The 20,643-nt window shown below is 67.9% G+C and carries 15 protein-coding genes; 9 read left to right on the forward strand and 6 right to left on the reverse strand.

Going from position 1 to position 20,643, the window contains the following annotated elements:
- Positions 1 to 199: 199 nt before the first annotated feature.
- The 7 genes from pstS to phoR all read left to right on the forward strand — a co-directional run bounded on the left by pstS (position 200) and on the right by phoR (position 7,045).
- Positions 200 to 1,234, forward strand: coding sequence for a phosphate ABC transporter substrate-binding protein PstS (gene pstS, locus R9X41_RS08735; RefSeq protein ID WP_318634485.1), 1,035 nt, complete (start codon positions 200 to 202; stop codon positions 1,232 to 1,234).
- Between the two features lie 156 nt (positions 1,235 to 1,390).
- Positions 1,391 to 2,356 carry a phosphate ABC transporter permease subunit PstC gene (gene pstC / locus R9X41_RS08740; RefSeq protein WP_318634486.1) on the forward strand — a complete coding sequence of 322 codons (966 nt, stop codon included), beginning with the start codon at positions 1,391 to 1,393 and terminating at the stop codon, positions 2,354 to 2,356.
- A complete protein-coding gene (pstA, locus tag R9X41_RS08745) occupies positions 2,353 to 3,243 on the forward strand; it encodes a phosphate ABC transporter permease PstA (RefSeq protein ID WP_318634487.1) in 891 nt (296 codons plus the stop codon). Before pstC ends, pstA begins: the two co-directional genes overlap by 4 nt.
- Before the next feature lie 22 nt (positions 3,244 to 3,265).
- Positions 3,266 to 4,066, forward strand: coding sequence for a phosphate ABC transporter ATP-binding protein PstB (gene pstB / locus R9X41_RS08750; protein WP_318635180.1), 801 nt, complete (start codon positions 3,266 to 3,268; stop codon positions 4,064 to 4,066).
- A 13-nt stretch (positions 4,067 to 4,079) separates the two neighbouring features.
- Positions 4,080 to 4,781 carry a phosphate signaling complex protein PhoU gene (phoU, locus tag R9X41_RS08755; RefSeq protein ID WP_318634488.1) on the forward strand — a complete coding sequence of 234 codons (702 nt, stop codon included), beginning with the start codon at positions 4,080 to 4,082 and terminating at the stop codon, positions 4,779 to 4,781.
- 124 nt (positions 4,782 to 4,905) lie between these two features.
- On the forward strand, positions 4,906 to 5,631 hold the full coding sequence (phoB, locus tag R9X41_RS08760; RefSeq protein WP_318634489.1) for a phosphate regulon transcriptional regulator PhoB: 726 nt from the start codon (positions 4,906 to 4,908) through the stop codon (positions 5,629 to 5,631).
- Between the two features lie 13 nt (positions 5,632 to 5,644).
- Positions 5,645 to 7,045, forward strand: a complete 1,401-nt coding sequence (phoR, locus tag R9X41_RS08765; RefSeq protein WP_318634490.1) for a phosphate regulon sensor histidine kinase PhoR — start codon at positions 5,645 to 5,647, stop codon at positions 7,043 to 7,045.
- Between the two features lie 27 nt (positions 7,046 to 7,072).
- Here phoR and R9X41_RS08770 read toward each other — a convergent pair whose 3' ends face one another.
- The 6 genes from R9X41_RS08770 to trxA all read right to left on the reverse strand — a co-directional run bounded on the left by R9X41_RS08770 (position 7,073) and on the right by trxA (position 14,536).
- Positions 7,073 to 8,437 (reverse strand): MATE family efflux transporter, encoded by a 1,365-nt coding sequence (locus tag R9X41_RS08770; RefSeq protein ID WP_318634491.1) that lies wholly within the window; start codon positions 8,435 to 8,437, stop codon positions 7,073 to 7,075.
- 4 nt (positions 8,438 to 8,441) lie between these two features.
- Positions 8,442 to 10,157, reverse strand: coding sequence for a hypothetical protein (locus R9X41_RS08775; protein ID WP_318634492.1), 1,716 nt, complete (start codon positions 10,155 to 10,157; stop codon positions 8,442 to 8,444).
- A gap of 147 nt (positions 10,158 to 10,304) precedes the next feature.
- Positions 10,305 to 10,574: a type B 50S ribosomal protein L31 gene (locus R9X41_RS08780; RefSeq protein WP_318634493.1), complete on the reverse strand. Its 270-nt coding sequence runs from the start codon at positions 10,572 to 10,574 to the stop codon at positions 10,305 to 10,307.
- A 93-nt stretch (positions 10,575 to 10,667) separates the two neighbouring features.
- The gene (locus R9X41_RS08785) at positions 10,668 to 12,452 is read right to left on the reverse strand and encodes a thiamine pyrophosphate-requiring protein (RefSeq protein ID WP_318634494.1); all 1,785 of its coding nucleotides are present in this window, start codon (positions 12,450 to 12,452) and stop codon (positions 10,668 to 10,670) included.
- Between the two features lie 256 nt (positions 12,453 to 12,708).
- Entirely contained in the window at positions 12,709 to 13,971 is a 1,263-nt protein-coding gene (rho, locus tag R9X41_RS08790; RefSeq protein ID WP_318634495.1) for a transcription termination factor Rho, read from the reverse strand.
- A gap of 229 nt (positions 13,972 to 14,200) precedes the next feature.
- A complete protein-coding gene (gene trxA / locus R9X41_RS08795; RefSeq protein WP_318634496.1) occupies positions 14,201 to 14,536 on the reverse strand; it encodes a thioredoxin TrxA in 336 nt (111 codons plus the stop codon).
- Positions 14,537 to 14,625: 89 nt separating this feature from the next.
- Between trxA and R9X41_RS08800 the strand changes: the two genes are divergently transcribed.
- Positions 14,626 to 17,241: a PD-(D/E)XK nuclease family protein gene (locus tag R9X41_RS08800; protein ID WP_318634497.1), complete on the forward strand. Its 2,616-nt coding sequence runs from the start codon at positions 14,626 to 14,628 to the stop codon at positions 17,239 to 17,241.
- Complete coding sequence (locus tag R9X41_RS08805; protein WP_318634498.1) at positions 17,238 to 20,636, forward strand: UvrD-helicase domain-containing protein; 3,399 nt, start codon at positions 17,238 to 17,240, stop codon at positions 20,634 to 20,636. Before R9X41_RS08800 ends, R9X41_RS08805 begins: the two co-directional genes overlap by 4 nt.
- Positions 20,637 to 20,643: the final 7 nt, after the last annotated feature.

The raw sequence follows: 20,643 nt of genomic DNA on the forward strand, positions 1-20,643 counted from the left end.
CAGGGATACGAGGAAATAAGCCGCACGCAGTGTAGGCCCACTCGGGCGGAAGAAGGGTGGGGCGAGGCTAGGCGCAGCATGTGACGTTTGCGTGACGAATGCGCCGCAGGGCGAAAAACGCTGTCATCGAAGTCACGAAGCCGTCATGAAGCATTTCTACATTCGCTCCAGTCCCCTTACCCATCGAAAGAAGGAACGCATGAACAAGACCCTGATCGCCGCTCTGGCTGCCGCTGCTGCTTTCGGCGCCGTCAGCGCACAAGCCCAGACAGAAGCCACCGGCGCAGGCGCCAGCTTCCCGGCTCCCCTGTATTCCAAGTGGGCTTCCGACTACAACAAGTCCACCAGCGTCCGCATCAATTACCAGTCCGTCGGCTCCGGTGCCGGCCTGAAGCAGATCGAAGCCAAGACCGTCGACTTCGGCGCATCCGACATGCCCCTGAAGGACGAAGAACTGGCCGCCAAGAGTTTGGTGCAGTTCCCCACCGTCATCGGCGGCATCGTGCCCGTCGTCAACATCAAGGGCATCGCCCCCGGCCAGCTCAAGCTGAGCGGCCCGGTCATCGCCGACATCTACCTCGGCAAGATCACCAAGTGGAACGATCCGGCCATCGCCGCGCTGAATTCCGGCGTGACGCTGCCCGACTCGCTGATCGCCGTGGTTCGCCGCGCCGACGGTTCGGGCACCAGCTTCGGTTTCACCAACTACCTGAGCAAGGTCAGCGCCGACTGGAAGAGCAAGGTCGGTGAAGGCACGGCCGTGAACTGGCCCACCGGTGCGGGTGGCAAGGGCAACGAAGGCGTCGCCGCTTTCGTGAACCGCCTGCCTGACTCCATCGGCTACGTCGAGTACGCCTACGTCAAGCAGAACAAGATGACCTACACCCAGATGGTCAATGCCGACGGCGCCGCCGTGTCGCCCGACGACGAGACCTTCAAGGCCGCCGCTGCCGGCGCCGACTGGAGCAAGAGCTTCTACCAGATCCTGACGAACCAGCCGGGCAAGGATGCATGGCCGATCACTTCCGCCACCTTCATCCTGATGCACAAGTCGCAGGACAAGCCGGCCCAGGCCACCACCGCACTGAAGTTCTTCGAATGGGCTTACAAGAGCGGTGACAAGACTGCCACCGACCTGGACTACGTGCCGATGCCTGCCAGCGTGAAGGACGTGATCTACAAGTCCTGGGGCAACATCAAGGACACCTCCGGCAAGGCGGTAGCCTTCAAGTAAGCAAGTGAGGGGATGGTGAAACGACCATCCCCGTTTTTCCGTTGCACGCCGGCATTTCCCGGACGTCGAACCTGCTGACCAACCGAGGCGAATAACGTGTCCTCTACACTGCCGGTCACCCATGCGCCCGCCCGAACGTCGGGGCGTGGAGCCACCATGAATCCATCTCCCGCTCCGCGCTCGCGCCTCACCGGCGCGCTCGCCGATCGTCTCTTCGGCATGCTAGCCCGCGGCGCGGCCTTGCTGACCCTGGCGTTGCTGCTCGGCATCCTCGGCTCGCTGGTCGTCGGCGCGTGGCCGTCGATTTCCAAGTACGGGCTCACCTTCTTCGTGCGCAGCGTCTGGGACCCGGTCCAGAACGACTACGGCGGCTTGGTGATGATCTACGGCACGCTGGCTACCTCCATCATCGCCTTGCTGATCGCCGTGCCGGTGAGCTTCGGCATCGCGCTGTTCCTCACCGAACTGTCGCCGTCCTGGCTCAAGCGCCCGCTGGGCACCGCCATCGAGCTGCTGGCTGCGGTGCCTTCCATCGTCTACGGCATGTGGGGTTTGATGGTGTTCGGCCCGATCCTGGCGACCTATGTGCAGCAGCCGCTGCAGAAGATGTTCAACGGCGTGCCCCTGCTGGGCGCCTTCGTCTCCGGCCCTCCGGTGGGCATCGGCATCCTGGCCGCCGGCATCATCCTGGCGATCATGATCATCCCGTTCATCGCCTCGGTGATGCGCGACGTGTTCGAAGTGACGCCGCCGCTGCTCAAGGAATCCGCCTACGGCCTGGGTTCGACCACCTGGGAAGTCGTCTTCAAGGTGGTGCTGCCCTTCACCAAGACCGGTGTGCTCGGCGGCATCATGCTCGGCCTCGGCCGCGCGCTCGGTGAAACCATGGCGGTGACCTTCGTCATCGGCAACATGAACCAGCTCAATTCGCTGTCTGTCTTCGAAGCCGCCAACAGCATCACTTCGGCCCTGGCCAACGAGTTTGCCGAAGCCGGCGAAGGGCTGCATCAGGCATCGCTGATCTATCTGGGTCTGGTGCTGTTCTTTATCACCTTCGTCGTGCTGTCGCTGTCCAAGCTGCTGCTGGCGCGCCTGAAGAAGAGCGAAGGAGCCAAGTCGTGAATACCGCCACCACCGGACAACGTCTCATCGACGCGGCCGAACTGGCCGAAACCCGCCGGGCGCGTTTCGCTTCGCGCAAGCGCGTCAACACCATCGCCCTGGCACTTTCGCTGGTGGCCATGGCCTTCGGCGTCTTCTGGCTGATCTGGATCCTCTGGGAAACCCTGCGTCTGGGTATCGGCGGCCTCAGCTTCGCGCTGTTCACCGAATCGACCCCGCCACCCAACGAAGAGGGCGGGCTGGCCAATGCGATCTTCGGCTCTGGCGTGATGGTAATGCTGGCGACTTTCGTCGGCACCCCCATCGGCATCATGGCCGGCGTCTACCTGGCCGAATACGACACCCGCGGATGGCTCGCTTCGGTGACCCGGTTCGTCAACGACATCCTGCTGTCGGCACCGTCGATCGTGATCGGCCTGTTCGTGTATGCGGTCGTGGTCTCGCGCTTCAAGAGCTACTCGGCCTACGCGGGCATTCTGGCCCTGGCGCTGATTGTGATTCCGGTGGTGATCCGCACCACCGAGAACATGCTGATGCTGGTGCCGTCCGGACTGCGCGAAGCCGCCTACGCCCTGGGCACGCCCAAGTGGAAGGTCATCTCGATGATCACTCTGCGTGCAGCCCGCGCCGGCGTCATCACCGGTGTGCTGCTGGCCGTGGCCCGCATCGCCGGCGAAACCGCTCCGCTGCTGTTCACCGCGCTGTCCAACCAGTTCTGGAACGCCGACCTGTCCAAGCCGATGGCCAGCCTGCCGGTGACCATCTTCAAGTTCGCGATGAGCCCGTACGAAAACTGGCAGCAGCTGGCCTGGGCCGGCGTCTTCCTGATCACCGTCGCGGTGCTCGGCCTCAATATCCTCGCCCGCGTCGTGACGCGGCAAAAGTAAGGTAATCATCATGTCCGCAACGATGAACTCCCCGGTGCGCCCCCAGCAGGCCGGCAAGCCCTCCCTCGGCCCGTCGAAGATCTCGGTCAAGGACCTGAACTTCTACTACGGCAAGTTCCACGCCCTGAAGGGCATCAATCTGGAAATTCCCGAGAAGAAGGTCACCGCCTTCATCGGTCCTTCGGGCTGCGGCAAGTCGACGCTGCTGCGCACCTTCAACCGCATGTTCGAGCTCTACCCGGAGCAGCGCGCCGAAGGCCAGATCATTCTGGACGGCGAGAACCTGCTGACCTCCAAGCAGGACGTGGCGCTGATCCGCGCCAAGGTCGGCATGGTGTTCCAGAAGCCGACGCCGTTCCCGATGTCGATCCGCGACAACATCGCCTTCGGCGTGAAGCTGTTCGAGAACCTCAATGCCACCGACATGGACGAGCGCATCGAATGGGCGCTGCGCAAGGCGGCACTGTGGACTGAAGTGAAGGACAAGCTGCACCAGAGCGGCTCGGGCCTCTCCGGCGGCCAGCAGCAGCGCCTGTGCATCGCGCGCGGCATCGCCATCCGCCCGGAAGTGCTGCTGCTCGACGAGCCCTGTTCGGCACTCGATCCGATCTCCACCGCCAAGGTCGAGGAGCTCATCGCCGAGCTGAAGAACGACTACACCGTGGTGATCGTCACCCACAACATGCAGCAGGCCGCGCGTTGCAGCGACTACACCGCCTACATGTACCTGGGCGACCTGGTCGAATTCGGCGAGACGGAACAGATGTTCTTCAAGCCGCAGCGCAAGGAAACCGAAGACTACATCACCGGCCGTTTCGGCTGATCAGGAGACGAACATGCCAGACAAGCATCTCTCGACGCAGTTCGACAGCGAACTCAACGGTGTCTCCTCCCGCGTGATGGAGCTCGGCGGCCTGGTCGAATCGCAGATCCGCCAGGCGATCTACGCCTTGTCGCAGTTCAGCTCGGAAGTCGCCGACGAAGTCGTCGAGACCGAAGTCCGGGTGAACGCGATGGAGATCCAGATCGACCACGAGCTGTCGTCCATCATCGCCCGCCGCCAGCCGACGGCGCGCGACCTGCGCCTGCTGATCGCGATCTCCAAGACCACGGCCAACCTGGAACGGGTGGGCGACGAGGCCAACAAGATCGCGCGCATGGCCAAGTCGATCATCGAGAGCGGATCGGCGCGCACGCTGCCCTCATCCGACCTGCGCGTGGCCGGCGACCTGGCCTCGGGCTTGCTGCGCAAGGCGCTCGATGCCTTTGCCCGCCTCGACGTGACCGCCGCCGTGGCGATCCTGAAGGAAGACGACCAGATCGATCGCGAGTTCGACGGCTTCGTGCGCAAGCTGGTCACCTACATGATGGAAGACCCGCGCACGATCTCGGCGAGCCTCGACCTGCTGTTCCTGGCCAAGGCCATCGAGCGCATCGGCGACCACGCCAAGAACATCGCGGAGTTCATCATCTACATCGTCAAGGGCACCGATGTGCGCCACACGTCGATGCAGGCGATCGAATCCGCGGTGCTTTGACTCGCCCCCAGGCTTGCCCACTTCGTGTGGTCGCCAACCCCCGGCCGGGGGCGACACCTGCGGCCTGGCGAAGCCAGCTCCGCGGTGTCCCCGGGACTGCCGTTAGTTAACTGATCTTGGATCCATGAAGAAATTGCCCCTGGTGCTGATCGTCGAGGATGAATCGGCGATTGCCGAACTCATCGCGGTGAATCTGCGCCACAACGGCTTTCAGCCGGTCTGGGCCGAGGACGGCGAGGCCGCGCAGCGCGAGCTCGACGCCGTGCTGCCAGACGTGATCCTGCTCGACTGGATGCTGCCCGGCACCAGCGGCCTGATGCTGGCGCGCAAATGGCGTGCCGACGCCCGTACCAAAGGCGTTCCGATCCTGATGCTGACCGCGCGTGGCGACGAGCCCGACAAGGTGGCCGGGCTCGATGCCGGTGCCGACGACTACGTCACCAAGCCCTTTTCCACGCAGGAGCTGCTGGCCCGCATCCGCGCAGTGCTGCGCCGCCGCGCACCGGAGCAGCTGGCCGACACGGTGTCGCTCGGCGCGCTGGTGCTCGACGCGGCGACCCACCGGGTCAGCTACGGCGGCCAGCCCCTGAAGGTGGCGCCCACTGAGTTCAAGCTGCTGCACTACCTCATGCGCCACGCCGAACGGGTGCACAGCCGCACCCAGCTGCTCGACAAGGTGTGGGGCGACCACGTCTTCATCGAGGAGCGTACGGTCGACGTGCATGTGAAGCGCCTGCGCGAGGCGCTCGGCTCGGCCGGCACCATGGTCGAGACCGTGCGCGGCGCCGGCTATCGCGCCACCGCGCAACCTGCCATCTCGCTCGTCCAGACCCAGGCGCAAGCCCAGTGAAGCCGGCCTCGGCATGATCGCGCGGCTTTTGATGTTCTTCGCCTGGCAGGCGGCCGGCCTCGCGGTCGGCGCCTGGCTGGCAACCCAGGGCCCGCTTGATGCGGGCCTTTGGCATACCGCTTTCTGTCTGACGGCTGCGATGGCCGTGTCGGCCTGGCTGGCGTTTTTCTGGGATCTGCACCGCGCCCGGCGCCTGCTGGTGTGGCTGCGCAATGGCTCGGTCGCCGCCGAGGCACCGGTGCTGCGCGGCGTATGGGGCGAGGTGGTCGACCGCTCGCGCCGGCGCGCGCGCGAGTCCGAACGTGCCTTGCGCCAGAGCCAGGCGCGACTGGACGACATCCTGTCTGCGCTGCAGGCATCGCCCAACGGCGTGGTGCTGCTCGACGCCGGCGGCCATATCGAGTGGTGCAACCAGATGGCGACCGAGCATTTCGGCATCGAGGCGCAGCGCGATTTGATGCAGTCCATCGGCAATCTGGTGCGCGACCCGGCCTTCGTGGCGTATTGGTCGGGCGGCGACTTTTCGTCCGGCATCACCATGCCGGGCAGCCGCAGCACCGGTGCGCGACCGGTTCGGCTGGCGGTCAACCTGCATCGATACGGCGAAGGCCGCACGCTCATCCTGTCGCGCGACGTCACTGCCGTGGAGCAGGCCGAGGCGATGCGACGCGACTTCGTGGCCAATGTGTCGCACGAGATCCGCACCCCACTCACGGTGCTCACCGGCTTCGTCGAAACCCTGCAGACCCTGCCGCTGGAAACCGCAGAGCGCGCGCATTACCTGGGCCTGATGGCCCAGCAGGCCAGTCGCATGCAAGGTGTGGTGAGCGATTTGCTGACGCTGTCGCGCCTGGAAGGCAGCCCGCCACCCGGCCGTACCGAATCGATGCCGCTGGCGCTGCTGCTGTCGCAATGCGAGCAGGAAGGCCAGGCGCTGTCGACGGTGCTCGGGCGCCGGCACACGCTGGTGTTTCCGGCAGCCGATGGCTTGGGCGGCGCCAGCCTGCTGGGCGCGCCGCAGGAGCTGCGCAGCGCTCTGTCCAACCTGGTGGGCAATGCCATCCGCTACACGCCGGCCGGCGGCACCATCAGCGTTGCGTGGACGGTGCTCGATGGCAGCGACTCGGCGCGTGGCACGCTCGGCGAAGGGGAGATCTCGGTGCGTGACACCGGGCCGGGCGTGGCCTCCGAACATATTCCGCGGCTGACCGAGCGCTTCTACCGCGTCGATCGCAGCCGCTCGCGTGAGACCGGTGGCACCGGACTGGGTCTGGCCATCGTCAAGCACGTGATGCAGCGCCACGGCGGGCGCTTGCGCATCGTGAGCCAGGTGGGGGCGGGGTCGACCTTCTCGCTGGTCTTCCCGGCGATGCGGGTGCGTGTGGAAGCCGCCGCCGCCGCGCAGAACCGCTGATGCGGACTCGGCGCGGCTGGGCGGCCTTCAGCCGCGGCGCCGCAGCGTCAACGCCAGCATCGCCGAGAACGCCGCAGCCGTGAGCCACAGCGCGCTGCCACCGGCCAGCCAGAAGGCCTGCGGTGATCGCCAGGCCGGGCCGAACCAGTCGGTGTAGGCCAGGGCATAACCACCGCCCAGTCCCACACCCCAGAGCATCAGTGCGTACACCGCGAAGGTCGAGATGGTGATGCGCCAGCAGCGCAGCACAAAGGCGCAGAAACACTGGATGGCGTCGCCCAGGTGGAACAGGGCGACCCAGCCCAGCAGGCTCGCCGCCAGCGTGGCGACGGCCGCGTTGGCGCTGTAGAGGCCGGCGATCTGGCCGCGGGCGAGCCACAGCGTCGCAGCCATCGCCAGGGCCAGGCAGGCGGTCGTCTTCATGCCGGTGGCGACCGCGCGGCGCGCGCGTTCGGGCCGGCCCGCGCCGAGCCAGTAGCCGACCCGCGCGCTGGTCGCGATGGCCAGCGACAGCGGCACCATGTAGAGCATGCCGGCCATGCTGGCGGCGATCTGGTGGGCGGCGGTGGGCACCGTGCCCTGGCGCGCGATGAACAAAGCCATCAAGGTCAGCGAGGTGACGTCGACGAGATAGGACAGCCCGGCCGGCACGCCGAGCCGGGCGAATGCCGCGAGCGTGGGCGCATGCGGTGCCTCGAGGCGGCGCCAGAGGCCGAAGCCCTGGTAGAGCGGCTGCCAGCGCAGCAGCGCCAGCGACACCGCTGCCATGAGCACATAGACCACCAGCGTGGCCCATGCGCAGCCGACCGCGCCCATTGCCGGCACGCCGCCCCAGCCCAGCGCCAGCAGCGCCGACAGCGGCACCTTGACGACGAGCGAAGCCATCTGCAGCCAGGTCACCAGCACCGGCTTGCCCAGGCTCTGGTTGAGCGTGCCGTAGATGCGGAACAGCAGCGCGAAGGGCAGGGCGCAGGCGAGGATGTGGAGATAGCCCACCACATCGGCCCGCATGTCGGCCGGCACCTGCACCACGCGCAACAGCGGGCCGGGCGCCAGCAGCACCAGTATCCCGAGCGCCGACGCCGGCAACCACAGGTAGGCCGACTGCCGGACCGAGCGTCCCAGCGCGTCGGGCTTGCCGGCGCCGTGCAGCTCGGCCCACACCGGCAGCAGCGACTGGATCGAGCCGGTGAGTGCGACGTAGATGCTGACGTAGATCGCCGAGCCGATCGACAGCGCGGCCAAAGAGGCGTCGGAATGGCGGCCGGCGACGATGGTGTCGGTCAGCCCGAAGGCCATCACCGCCATCTGGCCGGCCAGCACCGTGAGGGCATGGCGGGCGATGGAGCGAAATTCGCCGGAATCCTGCGCCGGCAGGGAGCTGACGGCCATCGCGTCAGCGCGCAGTGCGGCGGTAGAGCTCGACGGTGTCACGGCGGTCGGCCGGGCGCGGCACTTGCGCGACCGATTTCCAGCCCCGGGCGGCCATGGCCCGCCGGGTGGCGGGCGACGGGTCGGCGCCGTCGACGTTGGCCATCGCCCAGTCGCAGCGCGGCCTGGCGGTACCCAGCGGCGCCATGCGCAGCCTGCCGTGGTACAGGAAGGCGGCGATCTGCGCGCGGCTGAAACCTTCGAATTCCACGCAAACGTCAGGGCCGGTGATGGCGACGATGCGGTCGACCTGCGGCGCGTAGCTGCGGGCGTAGTCCAGCAACGGCAGCCACAGCGTCATGAGCAGCAGCCAGCCCAGGCCGGCGCCGCCGGCGGGAAGCACCAGACTTTTCCAAAGCGCATGGCGCTGACGTCCGGCGCGCCACCACACCAGCGCGCCCCATGCGATGGTCGCTACCAGCGCTACCAGAAAGGTCGGCCATGAAAAGTTGGCGACGAAACCCGGCGCGAGCTTGGCGACATTGGCCGCCGGCTGGCGCGGCCAGCCGGTCAGCATCGCCAGGTAGATGACCCAGATGATGATGGCGCCGCCGGTGAAGAAGAGCAGGGTGAACCAGTCAATCAACGCGCTGAAGCTGCGGCTGAGCGTGGGCAGCGAAAACGCCGCAAGTGCCGCGAGGGCCGGCAGCCCGAGCAGCAGGGCGCGGTCGGCCGGCTGGGTGGTCAGCGTGGCGGCGATGGTGATGACGGCGAAGCCGATCGGCAGCAGCAGATGGCGGTGCAGGGTGCGGCCCGCCCAGTGACGGCGCCAGCGCCACAGCGTGAGGATCGCCAGCGGCCAGCAAGGCCAGGTGAACCACAGCAACAAGCGGCCGAGGCTGCCCCATTCACCTTCCTGCGGCGCTGCGACCCGCCACTTCCAGAGGCCCAGGCCCCAAGCCAGGGCAGCAGCCAGCACCACGAAAACGGTCGACACCAGCGCGCTGCGGCGGTAATGCGCCATCTGTTCCGGCGGATTGGTCGAGTCGCGCGATTCCAGCCACGCCAACAAGGCGCCGCCGGCGCCGAACATCACCGCCAGCGCCGGTGCACCGGAAAGCACCAGCCCTGCCAGCCCCGCGGCCAGACTGTTGATCGCCAGCAGCGGGCGCCAGGGCGCGGATGCCAGGGCCAGGAAAGTGAGTGTGCAGAACGCCAGCTGGGTGAGATAGGCGGTGCCTTCGTGCGCCAACTGCGCCAGGCCCAGGCAGGCGATCAGGGCCAGCAGGCCGCCGTCGGCGATCGCGCGGCCGTAGTCCTTGGGCAATGCCTCGCCGCCGAAGGCGAAGGCTACCGGTTGTGCGCCGGGGTGGCGGGCCAGCGCGTACACGGCGTACCAGGTGGCGGTGAGCGTGAGCGCCAGCAGAATGCCGAATGGCACGCGGGCGACGAAGTCCGGCGGCAGCCAGGCCGGTGCGATCTTCAAGGCCCAGGCGCCCAGCCAATAGGGCAGCAGGCCGTCGGTTTCCGGGGCGAAGCCGCCGAGTGTCGGGTGGAGCCAGTCGGTGTTGCCGCGCGCCAGTTCGAGCATGTAGCCGAACGCGCTGATGTCGGCGTTTTTCCAGGGACCGCGGCCGATGAATCCGGCCAGCACCCAGGTCACGCAGAAGGCCAGCAGCAGGGATCGGGGCAGTCGTCGGACTGCGTTCTGGGCGACGATGGCGGGCGACGGAAGATTCACGCGGGGGAGTTTGGCATATCCGCAGGGAGCGGACGCGAGTGAAGGTAAGGCGAACCGGCTCGCTAGCAAATAGACGAACCACGAATGAAGCAGGCACAAAAAAGCGCGGACCGAGCCGCGCTTTTCTGTGTAGGTCGGAAGACCGGCTTACTTGGCTGCAACAGCGCCGGTGGTCTTGCCGAAACGGTTGCGGAAGCGCTCGACGCGGCCGCCCATGTTGTCGACCGACTTCTGGGTGCCGGTATAGAAGGGGTGCGATTCGCTGGAGGTATCCAGCTTGAACAGCGGCAGCTCGCGACCGTCGTCGGTCTTGCCGGTTTCGCGGGTGTTCACGCAGGAACGGGTAACGAACTTGAAGCCGTTCGACAGGTCGACGAACAACACTTCGCGGTAATTGGGGTGAATGCCTTCTTTCATGACGAAAGTCCTTTGCAGTTCTGCTGCAGGAGCCACTTCACACCCGTTGCGAAGCACTTTCTGCTGAATAGCCTTCGATTATCGCATAGGCACTCAATGCTTGGCAAAGAAACGGCTCAACACTTGGCGAACGGTGTTGCCGATCAGCGATCCTTCTCGTGGATCGCCCTTGACCAGCGTTTCGGCAAATTTCTTCGCTTGATCGAAGGTGATGTGCGGCGGCAGCGGCGGCACTTCGGGATCGGTGCGCACTTCCAGCACCACCGGGCGGTCGCTGGACAGCGCCTGGTCCCAGGCGGCGCCGAGGGCGTCCGGGCTGTCGACGTAGATGCCGCGCAGCCCGATCAGGTCGGCGAAGCGGTGGTAGGGCACGTCCGGCACGTTCTGCGTCGCCTCGAACTTGGGATTGCCTTCCATGATGCGCTGCTCCCAGGTGACCTGGTTCAGATCCTGGTTGTTGAGCACCATCACGATGAAGCGTGGGTCGGCCCACTGCCGCCAGTACTTGGTGACCGTGATCAGTTCGGCCATGTTGTTCATCTGCATCGCGCCGTCGCCCACCAGGGCGATCACCGGACGATCCGGAAAGGCGAACTTGGCAGCGATGGCATAGGGCACCGCCGCGCCCATCGACGCCAACCCGCCGGATAGCGACGCCATCATGCCGCGTCGCATCTTCAAGTCGCGTGCATACCAGTTGGCGCAGGACCCGGAATCGCTGGTGACGATGGCCTGCTCCGGCAGGCGGGGCGATAGTTCGGTGAAGACGCGCTGGGGGTTCACCGGGTTCGCGTCGACCATGGCGCGGTCGAGCAGGATTCGGTCGAAGTCGCGGTTCCAGCCGGCGATGTCCTCGCGCCAGCCGGTGGAAGTCTTCTGGTGCAGCAGCGGCAGCAGTGCGCGCAGTGTGGCCGACACGTCGCCGGTGAGATTGACTTCCATCGGGTAGCGCACCGACAGCATGCCCGGATCCAGATCGACCTGAACGCCGCGCGCCGCGCCTTCCTCGGGCAGGAACTCGGCATAGGGAAAACCGGAGCCCAGCATCAGCAGGGTGTCGCACTCCATCATCATCTTGTAGCTCGGCTCGGTGCCAAGCAGGCCGATGGAGCCGGTCACCCAGGCCAGGTCGTCCGGCAGCACCTGCTTGCCCAGCAGCGCCTTGGCCGCGCCGGCCTGCAGCCGGTCCGCCACCTCGATGATGTCGTCGGTGGCCGTTTTGGCGCCCGCGCCAACCAGCAGCGCGACCTTTTTGCCGCTGTTGAGCACCTCGGCCGCCCGATGCAGGTCGATGGCCGCCGGCACCACGACCGGCGCCGACCAGCCGGCTCCGGAAAACACCGAGCCGTGCTTGCGCGGCGGCTGTTCCATCGGCAGTTCCTGCAGGTCGTTCGGAAAGATCAGGGCCGTGACCCGGCGCCGCCCCAGCGCGATACGCACCGCCCGGTCGACCAGATGCCGCACCTGCGACGGGACCATCGCGGTTTCGCAGAAGTCGCCGGCCACGTCCTTGAACAGCGAAGGCAGGTCGACCTCCTGCTGGTAGTGCGAGCCGAGGACGGTGCGGGCCTGCTGCCCCGCGATGGCGAGCACCGGCACATGGTCGAGCCGGGCGTCGTAGAGGCCGGTGACCAGATGCGAGGCGCCGGGCCCGGAGGTGGCGAGGCACACACCGAGTTCACCGGTGAACTTGGCATGGGCACTGGCCATGAACGCCGCCATTTCCTCGTGCCGCACCTGCACGAACTCGAACTTGTCGCCCGCCCGCTGCAGTCCGCCGAGCAGGCCGTTCACGCCGTCGCCCGGATATCCGAAGATGCGCCGGACGCCCCATTGATGAAGCCGTTCCCAAAAGAAATCGCTGACCGTCTGTGCCATGGTGTCGCTCCTTGCAACCATGGTGCGCCGCTGTCCGACCGCGCCTGTAACCTGCCGCTTCGCCGCCAGCACAAAAGCAAAAAGCCGGGCAGAGCCCGGCTTCGATCAACCGACAAGTGCACACCCTCAGAGGGTCAGGAGGCGGCGAAGCCCGCCGACTGCCTCACGGGCGAGACAGCGAGGCTGCCAAGCCAGCCCGCCGCCCCCGGAAGGGTGTCAGGCGAAGACACGAAGTACGTAGCCTGGGGGGCCGAAGTTACCCGCCGCGCCTCATCATGTCGAAGAAGTCGACATTGGTCTTGGTCGCCCGCATGTTCTTGATCATCAGCTCCATCGACTCGATCTCGTCCATGTTGTACATGAACTGTCGCAGGATCCGGGTCTTCTGCAGGATCTCGGGCGCCAGCAGCAGCTCTTCGCGGCGGGTGCCCGACTTGTTGAGCTCGATGGCCGGGAACACGCGCTTTTCATACAGGCGGCGGTTCAGGTGGATTTCGCTGTTGCCGGTGCCCTTGAACTCTTCGAAGATGACTTCGTCCATGCGGCTGCCGGTGTCGACCAGCGCGGTGGCGATGATGGTCAGCGAACCGCCTTCCTCGACCTTGCGGGCCGCGCCGAAGAAGCGCTTGGGGCGCTGCAGCGCGTTGGAGTCGACACCGCCGGAGAGCACCTTGCCCGAAGACGGCACCACGTTGTTGTAGGCCCGGGCCAGGCGGGTGATGGAGTCGAGCAGGATGACGACGTCCTTCTTGAGCTCGACCAGGCGCTTGGCCCGCTCGATCACCATTTCGGCCACGTGTACGTGGCGCGCCGCGGGTTCGTCGAAGGTCGAGGCGATGATTTCGCCCTTAACCGTGCGCTGCATCTCGGTCACTTCCTCGGGCCGCTCGTCGACCAGCAGCACCATCAGGTGCACGTCCGGATTGTTGGCGGTGATGGCGTGGGCGATGTGCTGCATCATCATCGTCTTGCCGCTCTTGGGCGGCGCCACGATCAGGGCACGCTGGCCGCGACCGATGGGGGCGATGATGTCGATGATGCGGCCGGTGATGTTCTCCTCGCCCTTCATGTCCCGCTCGAGCTTCATCTGCTCCTTGGGGAACAAGGGCGTGAGGTTCTCGAACATCACCTTGTGCTTGTTGTTCTCGGCGGGGCCGCCGTTGACCATGTCGAGCTTGGTCAGCGCGAAGTAGCGCTCGCCGTCCTTGGGCGTGCGGACCTCGCCCTCGATCATGTCGCCGGTGTGCAGGTTGAAGCGGCGCACCTGGCTCGGCGAGATGTAGATGTCGTCGGTACTGGCGGTGAAGCTGGTGTCCGGGCTGCGAAGGAAGCCGAAGCCGTCGGGCAGGATCTCGAGCACGCCGTCGGCGAAGATCTGCTCTCCTGCCTTTGCGCGCTTCTTGATGATCGCGAACATCAGCTCTTGCTTGCGCATGCGGCCGGTGTTTTCGATTTCGAGTTCTTCGGCCTGCTTGAGGACCTCGGACACGTGCAGTGCCTTGAGTTCGTTAAGGTGCATGTGAAGACTCCGTGAGGAGTGTCAGGTGCGGATCAGTCGGGGGGATTTCGGCGAAAGCGAGAGAGCGTTCTCGCGGGGCCGGAGGCTGGTCGGGTGAAGCCGTTTGGGCTTGGACCGAAAGCTGATTATGACAGCAAAAAACGGGGGGCTCGGGCGGCGGCCGGGGCGATGCGCGCGGCGTTACAAAATCGCCCGCCTACCGGATGCGGAGGCGGGCAACGAAGTGCGATCAGGCAGCGAGCTGCTCGTCCAGGAAAGCGGTGAGCTGGGCCTTGCTCAGGGCGCCGACCTTGGTGGCCGCGAGCTGGCCACTTTTGAACAGCATGAGCGTGGGGATGCCGCGGATGCCGAACTTGGCCGGGATGTCCCGGTTTTCGTCGACGTTCATCTTGGCGATCTGCAGCTTGTCCTTGTAGCTCGCCGATACTTCATCGAGGATAGGCGCGATCATCTTGCAAGGGCCGCACCATTCGGCCCAGTAGTCGACCAGCACCGGCTTGTCGGCCTGGAGCACGTCGCTCTCGAAGGAAGAATCGGAGATATGTTTGATGAGGTCGCTTGCCATGGCGAAAGTCCTGGTTTGGATGGATGGGATCGCAGAAGTGGCGGTCATTGTGACAGAACCCAAGCCCTTTCGTCGGGCATAGGCAGGCTATGGCCGGCATAGGAAAAAGCGTTGCTGCCGGCTCGGCGCACCACCCGGCACACGCCCACTGGAACCACCCGCAGGAGGGCATCGCCGCCCTGATCGATGCCGCGCTGGCGAGGGCGAAGATCCACCCGTCGCAAGCCCTCGTCGTGCTGCCGTACCCCAGCCTGCTGCCCTGCGCGCGCGCTGCGTGGTCGGCACACCGCGCCTCGGGTTTCGCGCCGCGCTTCGATACGCTGACCGGTTGGGCGCGCACGCTCGGCGCCATACCGAGCGAGCCGCCGGATGTCACGCTGGACACGGCGCGCGACCTGATCACCGCAGCCGGCCTGTTGCAGCAAGCCGGCCTGCAGGACCAGCGCCGCGCCCTGGCTGCGCCGCTGGTGGAGGCGGCCCAGCAATTGGCGCGCGCCGTCGCGGCGGTGCCGCCCGATGCGCGATCCGCCTGGGGCGAGACCGCGCGCGCGGCCATCGGCGCGGGGCTCGAAAGCCCGGTGCTGGCCTACGAAACGGCGGTCGCGCGCATCGCGTTCGAATGGGCGCTGTCGTCCACGCACGCCACCGACCCGCTGTTCACCGAGCAGGCCGCAACAGGTCTGCGCTGCATGGTCGTGGTCGAAGGCGCGGCGCCGGATCCATTGGCCCAGGCGCTGGCGGCGCGCTGGGAGTCGGCCGGCCGGGTGGTCACGCGGATATCGCTGCTGTCGTCGGCGCAAGCCGCGCAGCCGGCCCGTTTGCACGCCTGCGCCGACGCCGAGGACGAGGCCGGCCGCGCCGCAGCCTGCGTGCTCGGCCATCTGGAGGCCGGCCGCTTGCCGGTCGCCCTGGTGTCACAGGACCGCGCGCTCACCCGCCGCATCAGCGCCATGCTGCGCGCCTGTGGTGCCACCTTGCACGACGAAAGCGGCTGGAAGCTCTCGACCACCAGCGCCGCCGCGCAGGTGGCCGGTGCCTTGCGCGCCTGCGCCCGTCTGGCGTCGGGCGACGCGGTGCTGGGCTGGCTCAAACAGTCGCCCACTTTCGAGCCGGCCGCCCTGCGCACTCTGGAATCCGCGCTGCGCCGCGCCGGCGCCCGCCAGTGGGAAGGCTGGTTCGTGCCGGCGAACAAGGCGTATGCGGCGGTCCCCCCGCTGGTCGAGGACATCGACACCTTGCGTCGGGCGATGCAGCGGGGGCGGCCCCTGTCGGCCTGGCTCGCCGGATTGCGTGCGTTGCTCGACGCCAGCGGCCAGTGGACCGCGTTACGGCGTGATGCCGCGGGCCGGCAGGTCGTGGCGGTATTGCGGCTCGAAGGCGCGGCGCAGGCGGCGCTGGAACGCAGCCTGGACGCGGTGCCCGGCGGCGAGCGCCGGCTCGAATTGTTCGAGTTCACGGCGTGGGTGGAGCAGGCGCTGGAAGCCGAGAGCTTTCGCCCGGCAGCGCCCGACGACGAATCCGACGCCGCGCAAGTCTCGGTGGTGGCGATCGGTCAGCTGCCGGGGCGACCGTTCGCGGCACTGGTCGCGCCGGGTTGCGACGAGCGCCGGCTGGCCGCATCGCCCGACCCGGTCGGCGCCTGGACGCAGCCGCAGCGCGAGGCGCTCGGCTTGGCCGACCGGGCCGCGCTGCAGACGGCGCTGGCGCTGCAATGGCGCCAGTTGCTGCTGGCGCCGCAGGTCGACCTGCTCTGGCGCACCGGCGACGATGGTGGCGAGGCGGTGTTGCCCAGCCCCATGGTCATCGCCCTGCAGGCCACGCCCGGCGCCGCTGTCGAGGGCGACGATCCCAGGCAGCAGCGCCAGGTGGCGTCCAGGCCCACGGCGGTGCCTCGGCCCCAGGGCGATCAGCTGCCGGTACGCCGGATCTCGGCCAGCGCCTACGAAGACCTGCGCAAGTGCCCCTACCGCTTCTTTGCGATGCGTCAGCTGCGCCTGCAGGATGCGGATGAACTCGACGCCGAACTGGACAAGCGCGACTTCGGCCTCTGGCTGCACGCGGTGCTGAGCCAGTTCCACGCCTTGCTGGCCGAGCAGGGCGCCACCGACGACGCGGCCCGGCTCGCCCTGATGGAGCAGGCGGCCGAAGCGGTGCTGGCCGAGCAGCGCCTGTCGCCCGACGAGTTCCTGCCCTTCGCCGCGGCCTGGCCGCAGGTTCGGCGGGGTTATCTCGACTGGCTGGCCGCGCACGAATCCCAAGGCCTGCGCTTCGACGCATCGGAGGGGTGGCACGAGCAATCGATCGGCGAGCTCACGCTCATCGGCCAGATCGACCGGGTGGACCGCGCCGGGCAGCTGTCGGCGGAAGAAGGCAGCTTCGTCATCGACTACAAGACCGAAAGCCTGTCGGTCACGCAGGAGCGCATCAAGCGCCCGGACGAAGACACGCAGCTCGCTTTCTACGCCGCGCTGCTGCCGCACGGCACCCTGCGTGCGGCCTATGTGAACGTGGGCGAGCGCGGCAAGACGACCACCGTCGAGCAGACCGACGTGCTGGACGCGCGCGAAATGCTGGTCGAAGGCATGCTGCACGACCTCGAGCGGGTGGCCGAGGGCGCGCCCATGCCGCCGCTCGGCGAAGGGCAGGTGTGCGATTTCTGCGCCGCCCGCGGCCTGTGCCGCAAGGATTTCTGGAGCGTCGCTTGAGCGATCTAGCTTACGAACACAACGGACGGCGCGTCGATCGCGCCGATTTCTATGCGATCGCCTGCGACCCCCGTCGCAGCGTGGCGGTGGAGGCCTGCGCCGGCGCCGGCAAGACCTGGATGCTGGTCTCGCGCATCCTGCGCGCACTGCTCGACGGCTGCGCGCCGCACGAGATCCTGGCCATCACCTTCACCAAGAAGGCGGCCGGCGAAATGCGCGAACGCCTGCACGAATGGATGGCGGAGTTCGCCGGGCACGCGCCCGAGCGGCTGCGCCAGGAGCTCGAAGCGCGCGGTCTGCCGGCGCAGGCCCTGGCCGACGGCACGCTGGCGCGGCGGCTGCAAGGCTTGCAGCAGTCGGTGCTGACGGCCGGCCGGCCGGTGCAGATCCGCACCTTCCACGGCTGGTTCGCCTCGCTGCTGCGCGCCGCACCGCTGGCCCTGCTGGAACGCCTGGGCCTGCCGGCGCAATACCAGCTGCTCGAAGACGACTCGCAGGCCGTGGCGCGGGTCTGGCGCCCCTTCTTCGCGATGGTGCAGTACGACGACGCCCTGCGTGCCGACTTCCATGCCGCCGTCGCGCTGCATGGCCGCAGCCAGACGCTCAAGGCGCTGGAGGCCGCGCTCGGCCGCCGGGTGGAATTCGCCCTGGCCGATGCGGACGGCGTGGTCGAGACCTCGGTCGAGCCGTGGCCGAGCGCCTGGCCGGGCGCGGACCCGTCCGCCGAAACCCCGGCCGCCGCCTTGTTGCTGCACGCGCCGCGCCTGTATGCCGCTTCGGCCGCTCTTGGCGCCGCGAGCGCCAAGACCTTCGTCGCCAAGGGCGTCGAGCTGGAACAGGCGGTCACCGCGGGTGACGCGGCCGGCGTCTGCGCCGCGCTGCTCACCCAGAAAGGCGAGCCGCGCAAGTTCTCCGAGAAGCTCGTCGGCCTGCACAGCGTTCAGGCCGCGCAGGAACTGGTGATGGCGTATGTCGCCGCCCAGGCGCAGCACGAGGCCCGGGAGCACCAGCAGCGCATGGTCCGCCTGGCCCGCGTGCTGCTGGCCGAATACGCGGGCGTGAAGCGCGAGCGCGGCTGGATCGACATGAACGACGTTGAGCAGGCTGCACAGCTGCTGCTGTCCGATCCGGTCATGTCCGGCTGGGTGCAGCAGCGGCTCGATGCGCAGGTGCGGCACCTGCTGGTGGACGAATTCCAGGACACCAATCCGCTGCAATGGCAGGCGCTGCAGGCCTGGCTGTCGGGCTATGCGGGCGCGGGCGGCGGCGGGCTCGGCGTATTCCTGGTGGGTGATCCCAAGCAGAGCATCTACCGGTTTCGCCGCGCCGAGCCGCAGGTGTTTCGGGCGGCGCAGCGCTTCGTGGTCGAAGGCCTGGGCGGCGACCGCCTGGCCTGCGACCACACCCGTCGCAATGCGCCAGCGGTGATTTCGGCGGTGAACGCCGCCATGGACACGGCCCAGTCCGCCGGCGAATACGCGGGCTTTCGCGACCACACCACCGAGTCGAGCCAGGCAGGTGCGGTGCGGCGGCTGCCCGCCGTGCCGCGCGAAGACGGCACGGACGACCGGCAGGATCGGCCCGCCTGGCGCGACAGCCTCACCACGCCGCGGGTGCTTCCCGAGGAGACCCTGCGCCACCGCGAATGCCGACAGGCCGCGAGCTGGCTCGCCACGCAGATCGCCGACGGCATCTCTCCGCGCGAGGTGATGGTGCTGTCGCGCCGCCGCGCCGCGCTGTCGGCCATGGAAGACGCCTTGCGCGACGTGCAGGTGCCGGCGCAGCAGCCCGAGAAGGCGGACCTGTGCGATGCCCCCGAGGTCCAGGACATCGTGGCGTTGCTCGATGCGCTGGTTTCGCCCGGCCACGACGTTTCGCTGGCGCGCGCGCTGCGCTCGCCCTTGTTCGGACTGGAGGATGCCGATCTGGTGCAGATCGCCCTGGCGCGCCAGCGGCTGGCCGATGCCGGGGCCGGCGAGCAGCACTGGCTGGCGGTGCTGCAGGCGGAATCCGCCGGACTGGCGCCCCACATCGCCGCCGTCGCGCCGGTGCTGCTGCGCTGGCAGCGCTGGGTGAACCGGCTGCCGCCGCACGACGCCATCGACGCGATCTTTCACGACGGCGATGTGCTCGCGCGCTACGCGGCGGCCGTGCCTGTGGCCATGCGCGACACCATGATCGCCCGGCTGCGGGCCTTGCCCGGCACCGCGCTGGCGCTCGACGGCGGGCGCTTCGCCACGCCCTATGCCTTTGTCCGCGCACTCAAGGCCGGCGGCGTGCCCGCGCCGGTGCGTACCGAGCCAGACGCCGTGCGGCTGCTGACGGTGCACGGCGCCAAGGGGCTGGAGGCCGACCTAGTGCTGATGCTCGACACCGACGGCCAGGCCACGCGCAGCGAAACCATGGGCGTGCTGGTCGACTGGCCGGGCGAGGCGTCGGCGCCGCGGTCCTTCGTGTTCCTGGCCAGCGAAAGCGCGCCGCCGCCGAGCGTGGCCGCCGCCGTGGCCGCCGAGCGCGCGGAACGCCAGCGCGAGGAGATCAACGGCCTGTACGTCGCCATGACGCGGGCGCGGCGGCAGCTGGTGCTGTCGTCGTGCGAGCCGCACCGGGCCAATCCACTGAGCTGGTGGCGCCGGCTGCACGATCTGTGCGAGCCGATCGAGCTGGAGACCTGGGAGGCGATGGACGACGTGGCAGCCGGCGCGGTTACCGCGCGGGCGTCGGTCGCCATTGCCGATTACCCGCTGCCCGCCTTGCCGCTGCTGCCCGCCGGCGTGCCGATCGACTGGCCCCTGCCGCCGGATCTCGCGGACGACGCCGCCCCCGAGCCGGTCGAGCAACGCCGCCTGGATGCCGACATCGGCCTGGCGATGCACCGCCTGCTCGAATGGTCGCCGGCCGACGACGCCGGTTACGGCGAGGTGCAGCAGGCCGCGGTCGCGCGGGAATTCGGCCTGAACGACGAACAGGCGCAGCAGGCGAGCCGGCTGGCCTTCCGGGTGCGCGGCGGCGAAGGCCGCTGGGCCTGGGACGAGGCGCAGGTCGACTGGCAGGGCAACGAGGTGCCGCTGGTGTTCGAAGGCGACACCCTGCGTATCGATCGGCTGGTGCGCAAGCGCGAAAGCGGCGAATGGTGGGTGCTGGACTTCAAGTCCGCCGTGCGGCCCGAGCGCCAGCCGGCGCTGCGCGCGCAGCTCGCCGGATACCGCGCGGCGGTGCGTGCGGCGTCGCCCGGACAACCGGTTTTCGCGGCGTTCCTCACCGGGCAGGGCACGCTCGTGGTGCTGGGCGACGATGACGACCGGCCGAGCCCTCAGAACATGCCCCCCGCCGACGCACCCGTGTCGGCGGCATCGCCTGCAAAGGGCGACGGCTGGCAGACCGAGCTTTTCTGACTGGCTG

The organism is Xylophilus sp. GOD-11R (assembly GCF_033546935.1).
Taxonomy (GTDB): domain Bacteria; phylum Pseudomonadota; class Gammaproteobacteria; order Burkholderiales; family Burkholderiaceae_C; genus Xylophilus.

Excerpts from the sequence above, each read along its gene's own strand:
- pstS (WP_318634485.1), top strand. The coding sequence starts at position 200 with ATGAACAAGACCCTGATCGCCGCTCTGGCTGCCGCTGCTGCTTTCGGC.
- pstC (WP_318634486.1), top strand. The coding sequence starts at position 1,391 with ATGAATCCATCTCCCGCTCCGCGCTCGCGCCTCACCGGCGCGCTCGCC.
- pstB (WP_318635180.1), top strand. The coding sequence starts at position 3,266 with ATGAACTCCCCGGTGCGCCCCCAGCAGGCCGGCAAGCCCTCCCTCGGC.
- phoU (WP_318634488.1), top strand. The coding sequence starts at position 4,080 with ATGCCAGACAAGCATCTCTCGACGCAGTTCGACAGCGAACTCAACGGT.
- phoB (WP_318634489.1), top strand. The coding sequence starts at position 4,906 with ATGAAGAAATTGCCCCTGGTGCTGATCGTCGAGGATGAATCGGCGATT.
- phoR (WP_318634490.1), top strand. The coding sequence starts at position 5,645 with ATGATCGCGCGGCTTTTGATGTTCTTCGCCTGGCAGGCGGCCGGCCTC.
- R9X41_RS08770 (WP_318634491.1), bottom strand. The coding sequence starts at position 8,437 with ATGGCCGTCAGCTCCCTGCCGGCGCAGGATTCCGGCGAATTTCGCTCC.
- R9X41_RS08780 (WP_318634493.1), bottom strand. The coding sequence starts at position 10,574 with ATGAAAGAAGGCATTCACCCCAATTACCGCGAAGTGTTGTTCGTCGAC.
- R9X41_RS08785 (WP_318634494.1), bottom strand. The coding sequence starts at position 12,452 with ATGGCACAGACGGTCAGCGATTTCTTTTGGGAACGGCTTCATCAATGG.
- rho (WP_318634495.1), bottom strand. The coding sequence starts at position 13,971 with ATGCACCTTAACGAACTCAAGGCACTGCACGTGTCCGAGGTCCTCAAG.
- trxA (WP_318634496.1), bottom strand. The coding sequence starts at position 14,536 with ATGGCAAGCGACCTCATCAAACATATCTCCGATTCTTCCTTCGAGAGC.
- R9X41_RS08800 (WP_318634497.1), top strand. The coding sequence starts at position 14,626 with ATGGCCGGCATAGGAAAAAGCGTTGCTGCCGGCTCGGCGCACCACCCG.